General features: G+C 60.3%; 9 protein-coding genes and 1 pseudogene. 2 read left to right on the top strand and 8 right to left on the bottom strand.

The genetic code is table 11. The features are described from left to right. Window positions 1-3: 3 nt before the first annotated feature. The 5 genes from QYL91_RS12260 to pyk form a co-directional block, all read right to left on the bottom strand. A complete protein-coding gene (locus tag QYL91_RS12260; RefSeq protein WP_302080786.1) occupies window positions 4-1,347 on the bottom strand; it encodes an ABC transporter substrate-binding protein in 1,344 nt (447 codons plus the stop codon). Between the two features lie 155 nt (window positions 1,348-1,502). Continuing rightward, a complete protein-coding gene (locus tag QYL91_RS12255; protein WP_302080785.1) occupies window positions 1,503-2,210 on the bottom strand; it encodes a helix-turn-helix domain-containing protein in 708 nt (235 codons plus the stop codon). A gap of 85 nt (window positions 2,211-2,295) precedes the next feature. Continuing rightward, a complete protein-coding gene (locus QYL91_RS12250) occupies window positions 2,296-3,096 on the bottom strand; it encodes an alpha/beta fold hydrolase (RefSeq protein ID WP_302080784.1) in 801 nt (266 codons plus the stop codon). Window positions 3,097-3,250: 154 nt separating this feature from the next. After that, window positions 3,251-4,453, bottom strand: coding sequence for an FAD-dependent oxidoreductase (locus tag QYL91_RS12245; RefSeq protein WP_302080783.1), 1,203 nt, complete (start codon window positions 4,451-4,453; stop codon window positions 3,251-3,253). A 218-nt stretch (window positions 4,454-4,671) separates the two neighbouring features. Then, window positions 4,672-6,423 carry a pyruvate kinase gene (pyk, locus tag QYL91_RS12240; RefSeq protein ID WP_302080782.1) on the bottom strand — a complete coding sequence of 584 codons (1,752 nt, stop codon included), beginning with the start codon at window positions 6,421-6,423 and terminating at the stop codon, window positions 4,672-4,674. A gap of 202 nt (window positions 6,424-6,625) precedes the next feature. Here pyk and QYL91_RS12235 point away from each other — a divergent pair, with 202 nt between their 5' ends. After that, window positions 6,626-7,651 carry a CheF family chemotaxis protein gene (locus QYL91_RS12235; protein WP_302080781.1) on the top strand — a complete coding sequence of 342 codons (1,026 nt, stop codon included), beginning with the start codon at window positions 6,626-6,628 and terminating at the stop codon, window positions 7,649-7,651. 106 nt (window positions 7,652-7,757) lie between these two features. On the opposite strand, the gene QYL91_RS12230 is transcribed toward QYL91_RS12235, so the two are convergent. Then, window positions 7,758-9,947: a histidine kinase N-terminal 7TM domain-containing protein gene (locus tag QYL91_RS12230; RefSeq protein ID WP_302080780.1), complete on the bottom strand. Its 2,190-nt coding sequence runs from the start codon at window positions 9,945-9,947 to the stop codon at window positions 7,758-7,760. A gap of 202 nt (window positions 9,948-10,149) precedes the next feature. On the opposite strand from QYL91_RS12230, the gene QYL91_RS12225 reads away from it, so the two are divergent. Continuing rightward, window positions 10,150-10,317 carry a helix-turn-helix domain-containing protein gene (locus QYL91_RS12225; RefSeq protein WP_302080779.1) on the top strand — a complete coding sequence of 56 codons (168 nt, stop codon included), beginning with the start codon at window positions 10,150-10,152 and terminating at the stop codon, window positions 10,315-10,317. A gap of 55 nt (window positions 10,318-10,372) precedes the next feature. Here the strand turns inward: QYL91_RS12225 and QYL91_RS18270 are convergent, their stop codons facing one another. Further along, on the bottom strand, window positions 10,373-12,151 hold the full coding sequence (locus QYL91_RS18270) for a PAS domain S-box protein (RefSeq protein WP_417750578.1): 1,779 nt from the start codon (window positions 12,149-12,151) through the stop codon (window positions 10,373-10,375). A 75-nt stretch (window positions 12,152-12,226) separates the two neighbouring features. Then, window positions 12,227-14,044: pseudogene (locus tag QYL91_RS18265) on the bottom strand (PAS domain S-box protein); the annotation flags it as partial. Window positions 14,045-14,097: the final 53 nt, after the last annotated feature.

The following is a 14,097-nucleotide window of genomic DNA, read 5'->3' as shown; positions in this document are numbered from 1 at the left end:
ATATCAGCTCAGGTCACACGACACGTCGGACTGCGGAATCGTCGTCTCCGAGGCGCTGACGCGCGAGACCGGGTCGCTTGGTTGAATCGCCGCTGGCCAGCTGTCGGTTTCGTCGGGAATCACCTCCGCGACGGTCATCTCCGAACGGGCCTGGTTGTTGTACTCCTGGAACTGGTAACCGTCCTGTCCCTTCGGCGTGTCCGCGACGGTCATCCCCTTCATCTGGTTCGGGATGGCGTCCCTGGTTGCCTCTCCTTCCTGTTCGATTGCCTGAACGACGGCCGACGCGGCGGTGAAGGCCCCACCCGTGAACAGGTCCGGGACGATGTCGTAGGCGGACGTGTGGTTTTCGACGAACCAATCGTTGATGTCGTTGTCGTACTGATTCCAGTGATAGCGGGTCGTGAACGGCCCGAAGTTCTGCGACCGAAGGTCCTCGGCGGTGAAGTCGTCTCCAAGCACGCTCACAATCGTATCGCCCAACAGTCCGAGGGTGAGATTCGATGCGAACCCACCGAACATCTGCATGTCGTAGTCCCCGGTCAGCAACTCAGTGGTAAAGGATGGAAGCGTCTGTGCGGTGAAGCCACCGACGATACCTTCCGCGCCTTGGTCTTCGGCGTTTTCGAAGAAGCCTTCCCACTCCGAGTAGCCCTGGTCGACGTACTCTTCGATGACGATGTTGATGCCGCCCGCTTCGAGGACTTGCTTGTAGTTTTCGACGACTGATCGGCCGAAACTGTAGTCGGCACCGAACAGCGCGACGTTCTGGACGTCCGTCTCGTCGACGATGTACCGGCCACCGGAGCGGGCGTCCATCGCGGTGTTTTCGTTTGCCCGGTAGACGAGGTCAGAACATGTGTCCGAGCTGCCGGTCAGGTCTGCGGACGCCGCCGGACAGACGATATACGGAATCTCTGCCTCCGAGACCACGTTGTTGATGACACGGCGAGCGCCCGTCGAGTTGCTGACCCCGGCCAGAATGTCGACGCCTTCGTTGCGTTCCAGGTCCTGGGCGATGTTGAGCGCCTCGGACGGGTCGAACTGCGTGTCTCGGGCGATAATCTCGATGGTAGTGTCGCCAACCTCGACTTCGTATTCACCTGCCTCGGCGTACGCAGTCGGGGACGCCTGGTCGTTTTTGTACGCCAGCCCCGACAGGAAGCCGGTCATCGCCTGCTGTCCGTAGTAGGCTACAGGCCCGGTGAAGTCGTTGATAAATCCGATGCTCAGCTGTGCAGAGCTGTCGTCGCTGTCTCCTGTCGAGCCACAGCCGGCAAGCCCAATTGCACCAGCTGCACCCAGCGTACTGAGAACCCGTCGTCGAGAGATGCCATTCGAATCCATGACGAATAGGTTCTACCAAGATGATGGTTATAAACTCACCTGTTCATATGTTAAGCTTATGGGTATGTAGTGTGTTAACGTGAGTCAATAACGGGTCGGGGAAATCTCTCAGAGATTCGGCGTAGCGTTAAACAATGGAAACGTTCGAACCCCTATCAGGCCAGGTCGATGTCGTCGAGGACGTCGACCATCCGGGTGATGACTTTCTGCTGGCCGCGGCGGAGATTCTTCGAGACGGCGGGTTTGGAGATGTCGAACTCCTCGGCCAGTGCGCCAAGCGTCGTCTCGCGGGGGGATTCGAAGTACCCGTCCTCGATAGCGGCTTGCAGAGTCTCTCGCTCGACGTCGGAGAGTTCCCGCCCGCCCTCGATAAGATGCATCGCCGGGTTCGCGTTCAGGACGAGTTCCTGGAGGTCGGGCATGCTGTTTTGCTCTCTGGTCAGGACTGAGTACTCGTTGTTCCGCTCGAGGTCCGACAGCGTCCTGTCGGCACACTCCTCGGAGTCAAAGCCGACGTGCCACAGTTCCGACCCCGCTTCGACGTAGAACGGCCCGGTGATGTAGCCGTCGTTGGCGCGGATGGTCTGCATCGCGTCCGTCTCGTCGATTGTCGTCCGGATGTGTGCGATGTCGTCCCACCGCTTGAGCAGGCGATACTCGTGCATATTCCCGTGCTCTTTGAGCGCACGAAGTCCATCGTCCAGGGCGCCACGTTCGTCGGCCTGGACGACCATCCGCGTCTCGAGTTCCCGCGTCGACTCGTTGAACTCCCACTGGAAACTGGAAAACGAGACCGCGTAGTCCGCAGTCGTATCGATAAACGGACAATCGTATTGTTCCATCTCCATGGAGATATCTATCATTGTCCTAACGGCCTCTGTCACCCATACTCGCGGACGCGCGTTAATAAGTGCTTCCCACGTTTTACCCGCGACCTACCGGAATTTGCTACCGGAGAAACTGCCGAATCGAATCGGTGACCGCATCGGCACGTTCGATAAAGAACAGGTGTGCGCCACCCTCGTCGAACGTCGTTCGGGTTGCCGTCGGAATCCCTTCGACCAGCAGGTCGCTGTTCCCCACGGGAACAACGCGGTCGCGCTCGCCATGGAGGACCAGCGTCGGGACCGTTATCTCGTCGAGTCGCTGACTGACGTCGAATGCCTCGACGGCCGCGCCCTGCCACGCTCTGGCCTGTTCCGAAGCGTCACTGTCGAGGCGCCAGTCGACGATTTGCTCGATGACATCCTCGTGTTCGGCCCAGAACTCGTCGGTCAGTGCCGGTTGCATCTTGTACCGGATGGTCTCGCGGCTGTCGTATCCGTCGGGAACGCCGAACATGCGTTCGAGTGTCGCCTCGGGAATCGGGACCTCCTCGGGCCCGCCTGGGGTTGTACAGAGCAAGCTCAGCGTCTCTGCCCGGTCGTACTCTAAGGCGTACTGCTGGGCAATCATCCCGCCCATACTCGCGCCGACGACGTGGGCCGACGCGACACCGGCGGCTTCGAGAACGGCTTCGAGGTCGGCCGCCATCTCGGAAATCGTGTACGGTCCTTCGGGAACGTCCGAGTCTCCCGCACCACGGTTGTCCCACAGGAGCAGGTCGAACTCGTCTGCAAGACGCTCTCGTTGCCAGTTCCACATCCACGTCCCGTACCCGAGTCCGCAGACGAAAGCGATGGTCTCTCCGTCCTCGACACCGTCCCGTTCGTACGCCAACTGGACACCATCGTTGTCAGCATATGGCATACGGGCACTGTTGCCGCTCGCGCTCTTGAAAGTTTAGGGCTCCCGGGGTCTGCGGCGTCTGTAACTGATTTTCACGCAGGGACAACTTCGCGAACAGCGTTAACACGGCTCGCACCTGAACAACGTTACTGAAGCTCATGACCGATCACGGCGCCTACGACCACTCGGGGATAGGCGGTTCCACCGGGAAGGAAGCGAGTTCTGGCGTTCCACCGCCGCCGGGCAACGGGGTCGAAGCCGTCTCACACTCCCTGTCGAGACCGAACGACGCACAGACGTGGTCGCTGACTGCCTCAGCCATCTGCCGGTGAGTGGTGAACTTTCCACCGACGACAGTCGACATGCCAGGGCAGTCGTCGCGGCGCTCGTGGTCGAGTACGGTGAACCCGCGGGTGATGTCGCCGGCGACTGCGCCGTCTTTCGCCGGGTCGAACAGCGGTCGAACGCCCCAGAACGTCTCGATGGCCTGGGCGTTTTCGAGTGCCGGGACGACCGGTTCGAGTTCCTCGAACAGCAACTCGATTTCGTCGTCGTTGGTCGGGAACTCGTCTGGGTCCTCGACTGGCACGTCGGTTGCACCGAGGACCGCCCGTGTGCCGTGGGGGACGAGGATGTCGCCCTCGGCTTTCGGCCGGCAGCGATTGACGACCGTCGCGCTTTCGACGTCTGTCAGTACCAGTGCTCCCTTCGTGGGACGCGTCGAGACGTCGATACCGGCCAGCGCCGCGATGTCGGGCGCCCACGCACCGGCGGCGTTGACGACGTACTCGACGTCGACTGTCGACGTGGCATCGTTCGACCGGAGTGTCGCACTCGCGATGCCGTCATCGTCAGTCTCCAGATTCGTGACGGGCGTCCCTGGCAGTATATCCGCGCCGTGGCGCTGTGCCGAGGTGGCGTTTGCGACGGTCAGCCGGTACGGGTCGACGGCGCCGTCGGGGACCGCGAGCGCCCGCGAAACGTCCTTGCTCAGGTTCGGCTCCCGCTCTCTGGCTTCCCTGCCGGACAGTTCCTCGACCGGAATCGAACACTCCCGGCACGCCTCTCGTTTGCGGTCCAGATACTCCGGCGGGTCGTCGGGGTGCTGGACGAACAACCCACCCGTGTCGTCGATGCAGTGATCGGCTATCGACCGAAGGACGTCGTTTTCGGCGATACAGGCCCGGGCGCTCTCCGGGTCTGCGACCGCGTACCGGGCTCCGCTGTGGAGCAAGCCGTGCATCCGTCCGGTGGCCCCGCTGGCCAGCGGTCCGCGCTCCGCGAGCGTCACGTCCAATCCGCGCATCGCGAGGTCCCGCGCGATTCCGGTCCCGGTTGCGCCGCCGCCGACGACCAGAACGTGTGGTGTCTCTCCCATCTGCTCGTTCGTCTCTGTGCCGGGAACTAACTTATATCATCGGTCGCCGAGACCCTGACAGGTCGAACACGGGTGTGTCACACTGCATCCAGCACGCTCGCAACCGCCTCGTGCAGGACCGCATCGTCCCCGAGTGGCGTCACCCCTAACCGTCGGCCGGTCACCGACGACTTCCTCACGTACCGTCGTCGCGCCCAGGTCGACGTCACCAACGACAGTCAGCGTCTGTCGGCGTCCTCGACGGGGCCAGCGTAGACGACGCCGCGCTCCCCGTCTATCGTCACTTCGGTGCCGTCGGCCACGTCGGGAAGCGCCACGGAGCCGACCATCGAGATACCGAGTTCCCTGGCGATGATGGCGGCGTAGCTCGTCACCCCGTCGTGTTCGTCGACGATGCCACTCAGTTTCGAGGTGTCTCCCGAGAACTTCCCGTCGAAACTCGCCGGGACCGCCAGGATAGCGCCCGCCGGAATCTCGTCGAAACTCCCGTCTCTGACGCGGTACAGCGGGCCTGCGGCGTAGCCGGCGACGACGCCACGACCGGAGGCGAGCGTCTCCGAGGCGACGTGGACCTTGAGCATGTTCGCGGTGTCGAGTCCCTCCAGTTCGGTCATCATCCCCGAGAGGACCGCGACGGTGTCGCCGCTCTCTGCTGCACCGGTCTCGATGGCGGCCTGGACGGCGTCCTGAATCACTGCGTCGGCACTCTCGCCGGTGTGGACCGCGCGCTTGGGGATGATGCCCCAGGAGAGTGCGAGCTGTCGGCGCACGCCGTCCCTGGGCGTGGCCGCGACGATAGGGATGTTCGGCCGATACTTCGCTGCCTTCCGTGCGGTGTAGCCGGATTCGGAGGCGGCGACGATGGCCTCGGCGCCGACGTCCCGCGAGAGAAATCGGGCCGAGCGAGCGAGCGCGCCGGTTTTCGTCTCGTCGGCTGGTGGGACCCGCTGTTCTAAGAGTTCGTCGTACTCGTCGCTGTCTTCTACGTCCGCGATGATGCGACACATCGTCTCGACGACGCGGACCGGGTGCTCGCCCACGGCCGTTTCCCCGGAGAGCATGACTGCATCGGTTCCGTCGAGGACGGCGTTTGCCACGTCCGAGGCCTCGGCGCGGGTCGGTCGCCGACTGTGGATCATCGAATCGAGCATCTCCGTGGCAGTGATGACCGGGACGCCGGCGCGGTGACACTCCCGGACGATTCGTTTCTGGATAATCGGGACATCTTCCAGGGGACACTCCACGCCGAGGTCACCGCGGGCGACCATCACGCCGTAGGCGGCGTCGATAAGCCCCGTGACGTTTTCGACGGCGTCTGCCCGCTCGATTTTTGCAATCAGCGGAATCTCCGCACCGCGGGCCTCCAGTTCGGCGCTAATCTCGTAGATGTCGTCGGCCGAGCGGACGAAACTCGCCGCCACGAAGTCGACGTCGGCCTCCGCAGCGAGGTCGAGTTCCCGCTCGTCGGCCTCGGTGATCGTCGGCAAGTCGAGGTCGACACCCGGGACGTTGACGCCGGCTCTGCTCTTGAGTTCGCCACCGGAGTCGACGCGTGCAGTCACGACGCCACCGTCGACGCCGGTGACTGTCGCTTCGATGTGGCCGTCGTCGAGCAAGACCGTATCCCCGACTGCGGCCCCGTCGATGGACCTGGAGAGGCCGATTCGGTCGCTGGTCGCTTCTTTACCCTCGACGAACTCGACGCTTGCGCCGTCTGCAAGCTCGAGTGGCGACTCGACAGTGGCCGTGCGCACTTCCGGCCCTGGAAGGTCGAGCAGAGTCGCAATCGGTCGGTCCGTCCGGTCGTCGACTGCTCTGACATCCTGAATCAACTCTTTGCGCTGTTCGGTCGTCCCGTGGCTCGCGTTGAGTCGCGCGACGGACATCCCTGCGTCTGCGAGTCCAGCAATCGTCTCCTGGTCGTCCGACGAGGGGCCGAGCGTGCAGACGATTTTCGCGTTCCGTGTCACTGACGCTCACCTTCGAGTCTGAGGACAATCATATGCGGAGGTACAGCGGTCACACAGATGAATGTTGCCGGGCACTCTGTCGGTGTGCCTGGACGCAATCGTTTTCCCCCCTCTCTGTGCCGCTCCACAGCAGCACAGAGCACGGTCTCACTACCGATAGTCCCGTAACGCTGATAATATCGGTCCCTCTATTGCCAGTACGTTGACGGAGACAGTCTTGGCCGATTTCAAAGCGGACGTCGACCTGAGCAACCGCGAAGCGGAGGCTTCGCAGATGCGGGTCGTACTCGGCGAGGAGCGGCTTGTCTTCGTGGCCTCGGATACGAAACACACAATCAGTGTCTCGAACGTCTTCGACATCGCACAAGACGTTCCAGAGCGAGCGCGCTCGACGGCGAGAGAGACGATTACGATTGCGTTTCGAATCGGTGAGCGTCGCGCGACGGCGTCTGTGACCGGGTCGGCAGAGGAACTGTTCAAGTTCCAGCATCTGCTGTTTCGGGTGCTACTCGACGGGAGCGACGCTGCGGTTCGACACAGGACCAAAGGGAGCGAAGCGACGTCGACAGCAAAGATGACCATCTCGGTCGACGCGAAGACGATTCGACTGGACGGTGGTGACGACGGCCAAACTATCGTCGTTCCCAGAGACGACATCACCGCGTTCAAGACCGGCGGTGACTCGCTGGGCGATGCAGACTCGCTGGCCGTGAGACTCTACTGGGTTGCAAGCGACCGGCCAGTGAAGACTGCGATTGGGCTGCCGACGCCACGACTGTTCAATCTCTTTGGCCGGTACGTTCAGTCGGCAACCCAACTCGACGTCGGCCCGGAAGAACCCAGGAGACAGACCATCGAAATCTTGCTTGTCGACGACGACCCCGACGACCTCGAGATGGGCGAACTCTTCTTGCAACAACACTCCGACCGGTTTTCGATAACGTGCACGACGAGCGCTGCCGGCGGCCTCGACCACCTCGAGAGTGGCGAGTTCGATTGTGTCATCAGCGACTTCGATATGCCCGGGATGAACGGTATCGAGCTATTACAGCAGGTGCGAGACGACCACCCCGAACTCCCGTTTATCCTCTTTACCGGCCAGGGGAGTCAGGAAGTCGCCAAGCAGGCAATCATCGACGACGTCACGGACTACGTCGAGAAAGGGATGGGGACCGACCAGTACTCGTTGCTCGCAGAGCGCATCTGGAAAGCGGTATCGGCGACGTAACCGCAAAGTCGCAGGCAGCAACCGGCCACTTGTCGAGATATACTCGTACGCCGTCGGTGGAACCCGTCTGCTGAACTCACATCCTGAATCGGACTGTCCCTGGCAGCTACGGCGACTCGTCGACGGCGTCTACGAAATCGACGCCAGTCACTTCGAACCGGGCTCCACCGTCGCGCCCCTCGGTGACGCGAATCTCCCATCCGTGGGCCTCGATGATTCGTTTGACGATGGCCAGCCCCAGTCCCGTTCCTGCTTCGCCGGTCGTGTACCCGTGTTCGAACACGCGGTCACGCTGGTCTGGTGGGATTCCCGGGCCGTTGTCTTCGACGAAGAATCCCTCACCGTCTGAGAGGGTACCAATCCGAATCCGGAGCTCGCCATCGGTGTTCTCGATAGCATTTCTGAACAGATTCTCCAGCGCCTCGCGAAGGCGGGACCCGTCGGCCGCGACGTGCCCGATTGTCGATTCGATGTCAATTGATGCGTCCGGAGTTGGCGTGGAGTCCCACGCTCTTTGGGCGGTCGTATCGAGGTCGATGGTTGTGGTCGTGTCGACCGTTTTCCCCTGGCGTGCAAGCGTCAGCAGGTCGTTGACGAGCGTCTCCATTCTCTCGACTGCGTTGTGGATGCCGGTGATTCGCGGGTCGTCGTAGTCGTCCTGGAGCAACTCGACATAGCCGTTCACCGTGTTAATCGGACTGCGAAGGTCGTGTGAGACGACACTCGTGAACTCTTCGAGGCGCTCGTTTTGCCGCTCGAGTTGCTGTTTGTTGTCCCGCAGGATACGGGTGCCCTCGGCCTGGTCCAGCGCGCCCGTGATGACAGAGAACCAAATCTCGAGTAGTGCGGGCGTGGCATCGTCGAAGGCACCTACTTCGTCACTCGCAAGCATGACGACCCCGTGCTCGGAGAGCGGATAGACCGCGAGGCCTCGAACGGTGGGCTCGCCCTCTATCTTCGCGGAGTCGTGTGTCTCTGGTATCCTCACCGGCTCTCCGTTGTCGAAGGCTTCCCACACGAGACGGCCCTCTAGTGTCGTGGTGTCCCTGTCGAAGTTCGGTTCGGCGTCGAACAGTTCGTGATACGCTTCACTCACTTCGATGCCGTCGAGTCGACTGGCATCGTCGTTTGCCAGAAACAGGCCACAGACGGGAACCTGCATGACCTCGGTGATGGTGTCGACGGCAACCGCTGCAATCTGCTCTCTGTCGTCGACGTCGATGAGTTCTCGCGTGGCTCCCTGGAGGCGCGCTCGGCGGCGCTGGCGTTCTTTCCGTGTGGTAATATCTGCGAGTAAGACGACAGTCGCACCCGTCGACTCCTCCCCGAGTCCAATTTTGCGAATCCAGAACCAGTGTTGTCTGCCGTCTTTCACCGACGAGACTTCGAACGCCCGCTGCCCGCTCGTCTCTTTTGTTGGTTCGGTTGCTTGTGCGGTCACGACCGGGACGACCTCCGATAGTGGTTCACCGACGAATCGGCCATTCGCCCCCGCATGCATGCTGAGGATGTCCTTGGCCGATGGGTTCGCGTAGGTGACCTGATCGTTGCTGTTGGCAACCAAAATCCCGTCTTCGACGGCCGACAGGATGGTCTCTCTGTCGACCGGTAGCAACTGCGAAAAACGGCCGTAGACGACGCCGACGAAGATAAGCAGCGAACTCAACGCGAACGCTGGCGGGGTGATATCGAGTGCCGGGTTCGGTGTCACGCCCAGCAGAAACACGCCGTTTGCAACTATCGGGAGAAGCGCACCGGAGAGCAGTGCGACGACTTGCACACGATAGAGCCGGTCTGCCGTGAGTGCAAACTGGAGTAACAGAAACACTCCCGCGCCGATCAAGATGTACGAGTACAGCGTGTGCGCCCAGAATCCGGGGCCAGCGGTCGTCGCCAGAACTGGTGTCGCCTGGACGTAGTCGAGGCCGACTGCCTGATAGTAGAGCCCGTGGCTGTCGTTCGTGAACAGGAGTGTGAAGACGATTGCAGGTTCGATGGCAAACAGGGCAAGCGATTGTGACGTGACGTAGTTGCTGCGGCCGGTGTACGTTGCGACGAACAGGAAGAACGCTGGGGGGACCGTCACGACGGCGAGATAGCGCACGAACTGCCAGATTATCTTGCCGCCCAGTGTGGGTGTAAGCAGTCTGCCACTGCTCGCCAGCGACCAGGTGATGACGCCCACCAGCAAAAACCCAAAAATCTTCAGGACATCGTCGTCGTTCTCGCTGTGCAGAACGATATAGATTGCTAACACAAAGGTCACGCCCGCCGATAGGGCGTAGCCGAGTACCATCACGAGGACTGGTAACGAAATAGCCACTTCGCCCGCTAAGTTGCATACCGCAGTCATAAAATCGTCGCTCCAATTATCACAACTGCTAGATGGTTTGCGTGGAATCAAACTGCGAGAGCCGATACTCCGGCGGTGCTCGTTCGAGTAGGCTACCTTGTCATCGCTGGCTGATTTTATCGAGGCAGTCGGTAGGACACATCCTATGTGTTCCAGCGGGCTGCCGCCGCTCAGTGACAAGCAGTCTCAGACACTGCAGGCCGCCTACTACAACGGCTATTTCGAGCGACCCCGTGGCAACACGGCGACTGCGATAGCGGATTCACTCGGTCCATCTTGCACAAAGGAACCTGGCAAGGGTCAGGACGAATGATTTCGCCAGCGCGCGACCCAAAGTATCCAGCCACGCGCCGGGAGTAGTCGTTCGTTCAGGCTGCCAACGGGAGTTCCACGACGAATACTGCACCCGTCGCATCGTTGTCCTCGACGTAAACGCTCCCGCCGTAGCGGTCAACCAGCGTCTCGACGAGGTGCAGTCCAAGTCCAGTGCCTTCACTGTCGAGCCCCATCTCTCCCTGCTGGAAGATTTTCTCTTTCCGCTCGTCAGAGATACCAGGCCCGTTGTCGGCGATGCGTAAGACGGCGCTGTCCTCTTCCTGTGTCACAGAGACGTTCACTTCGGGAACCTCCTTATCGTTGTGCTGAATGGCGTTTTTCATCAGGTTCCGGAACACCGACTCCAGCATCCCGTCACCCAGCACTTCGATGTTCGGAATTGTCCCGTCGATACGAACCAGTGCCTCCTCGTAGTTCGACTGAACGTCGTCGACCTCGCTTTCGAGTGCTGGCCGGAGTCGAACCGGTCTCAGTTCGACGTCGGACTGGAGCATCACTCTCGTCACGTCCCGTGCCGTCGTGGTGATGTCTATCGCGTCCCGTGTCGCATTGAGGACCCGGTCGAGGTTCTCCTCTCCCTCGGGTTCGACGTAGGTTAGCAACGTTTCCGCGTAGGCCAACACGAGCTGGAGGTCGTTGCGGATGTCGTGGCGCACGACCTGATTGAGGATTTCGAGATTGTCCCGCTGACTCTCGAGTTTGTGCTGGTACTCGGTAAGGTCTGTCACGTCCCGAGCGTATCCCAGGACCGCGTCTTCTCCACTCTCGGGGACCTGATAGGGAATCTTCGTCGTCTGGAGAATTCGTGTCTCGCCGTCGGCCGTCGTCAGTTCCTCTTTGGGGATAAACTTAGGTTCGCCAGACTCGATTACCTCGAGGTCGTCCTGTCGGAACTGCTCGGAGTCGTCGACCGACGGAATGACCTCAGACTCGTGGCTTCCTTCTACCGCTTCGGGTGACATTCCGTAGAAGTCGGCCGTCGTCTCGTTGGCCAGTAGATACTCGCCCGCCCTGTTCTTGACGAATATCAGGTCCGGCACGAGGTCAATTATCTGTCTGAGTTTCTCGTGAGCGGCTTCGAGAGCCTCCTCGTATTCTTTCCGCTCGGTGATGTCCCGTGCGACGGCCACGAACTTCTGGGGTTCGCCGTCACTGTCGGCAATTGGCGAAATTGTCTGATAAATAATCACCTCCTCGCCGTCGGCTCTTTTGTCGATTATTTCGCTTTCCCACTGGTTTCCGCTACGCACCGTTTCCCAGAGGTCCTCGTAGAAGGTGTCCTCGTGTTCGCCCGATTTGAGGAGTGTCGGTCTTTCACCGATTACTTCGTCTTCGCTGTACCCGGTAGTCTGCTCGAACGCTGGATTGACGTACTCGATGCTCCCGTCCGTGTCAGTTATGTACACCGCATGGCCGGTCTGTTCGACAGCTTCCCGGAACTGCTCGAGTTTCTGTTCTCGGCGCTTGCGCTCGGTGATGTCGACGAGATACCCCTGACGGTGCGTGATTTCCCTATCGTTCCACACGTTTTTCGTATGGTCGAGCACCCACCGGACGTCGCCGTCGGCGGTGACGATTCGATACGGTTCGTGACTGAAGCGGTCAATCCCCTCCTCACTGTTCTCAGCGACTTCCTCGGTAACCCGGTCGATGTCGGCATCGTGTACAAGTTCGGCGTAGGAGACCTCTCCGGAGGTAAACTGGTCGGGTGAGTATCCTGTGATATTTTCGACGTTCTCGGAGACGAACTCGACGGGCCAGCCCTCTGCGTTCTCCCACTTGAAGAGGACGGCTGGCCCCTGTGTGAACATGTCGCGCTCCTCTTCCAGGGTCTGCTCGTAGCTCTTGCGCTCATCGATATCGAGGTGGATTCCAACGGCGCGGACCGGGTCGCCATCGTCGTCACGCTCGACGACCTTTCCGATGTCACGAATCCACTTCCAGCCCCCGTCGGCTGTCTTCATCCGGTGTTCACTGTCGTAGTACTCGGTCTCGCCGGCCAAGTGGCTCTCCAGTGTGGCCTCGACCTCAGAGAGGTCCTCGGGGTGGACTCGCGTCTCCCAGGCATCAAGGTGGTCGTCGATGTTCGCCGGATCGTACCCCAGCATCTCGGCCCACTGGTCGTTGAACTCCACCTCGTCGGTGTTGACGTTCCAGTCCCACACGCCCAGTTCGGCACCCTCAATTGCGAGCGCCAGCCGGTCTTTGAGTTCCTGTATCTGTCGTTCGCGCTCTTTCCGCCCCGTAATGTCTCGACTGGCTAGGACGACCCCTTCGATTTTGGGGTCATCGAATCGGTTGATCCCCGTCGACTCGATCCATATCCACGACCCATCGGCGTGCTGGAACCGGTACTCGACCGTCGCACGAGAGCCTGGCGTGGCTATTAACTCTGCTAACTGCTCGGAGACTGCTTCTCGGTCAGCCGGGTGCACATGTTCGATTGCCTCCGTTCCAACCAACTCCTCGGATTCATGCCCTGAGACGTGACTGGACGCTGAACTCACATACTCGACTGTTCCATCACCGCTGATTATTGTGATTACGTCGGAGGTGTTCTCGACAAAGGCCCGGTACCGGGAGAGTTCTTTCTCCCGTTCTTTCCGCTCGGTAATATTTCGTCCGAGTGCCAGATACTGTGGCTCGCCTAGCACGTCGGTTTTTGACACCCACATTTCGACCGGGAACGTCGAGCCATCTTTGCGCTGGTGTTGTCCTTCTACTTTATGCGTCTCCTCGTTGTCCATCTCTGCCCAGATGTTCTGTGCTGTTGCGGGGTCAAGTTCTACCGCGAAGTCCGTGACATTCATTTCGAGCAGTTTGTCGCGGGTATATCCGAGTTCGTCGACGATCTGCTCGTTGACATCGAGGATGTTGCCGTCTGCGTCGTGGACGGTGATGGAATCCGGTGCCTCGTCGAACAGTGCTCGCAGTCGTGTTCTGGCCTGTTCGAGTTCCCGCTCTCTGTTTTTCAGTTCGGTAATCTCTCGGCCCGACCCTACGATTCGCTCGACTGTCCCGTCAACGACAATCGGCGTCAGCTTAGTCTGCCAGATCGTCGCCTTGTCGTTGATATTGAGTTCCTCCTCGTAGACGAGTGTCTCCCGACGTTCGATACACTTTCTGTAGTTGGCCGCCAGTTCCGACCCGAGTTCGTCGCCGAATACTTCGGTTGGCGTCTTCCCGCGGACTTCCTCGGTGGACTTGCCGGTAAACGCTTCCTCGCGTTCGTTGAATCGCTGGAATCGAACGGTCCTGTCGTCGTCGACATCAAGTAGAAAAAGTGCGTCCTGCACATGATCGAAGACCGACTCGTACTCCGGTTTGAGCGCGTCCAAACCCTCCTCTCGTTCATTTTGCTCGGTGATGTCACGACAGAATGCGACGACCGCTGGTTCCCCGTCGTAGGGTATCTGATTCACAGAGAACTCGACTGGAATTCGAGTATCCGACCTTGTCTCGAGTGTGGCCTCGTACTGATTTGTGGCGCCTTCGCCGCTCGTCCGAGCACTCTGATATTGCTTGCTGGGGGATGTCTCGTCGTCTGTGACAAGCATCGTGTTCGGTGCGCCCACGAGCGTTGCTTCGGCGTATCCTGTCAGTTCTTGTAGTCGCTCGTTGGCGTAGATAATTTCGCCGTTTCGAGCAACGAGAATACCGTCGTTGCTCTCTTCGACGATTGATTCGTAGGGAAAATCATCCATCGTTGACTTCATGTTCGCGTGACGTTCTGATAAAGATTCAAAAAGAGTGTCAG

The organism is Salinibaculum rarum, assembly GCF_030505615.1.
Classification (GTDB): domain Archaea; phylum Halobacteriota; class Halobacteria; order Halobacteriales; family Haloarculaceae; genus Salinibaculum; species Salinibaculum rarum.
Note: the sequence above shows the minus strand (reverse complement) of the source record. Positions and strands in the feature narration are given on the sequence as shown.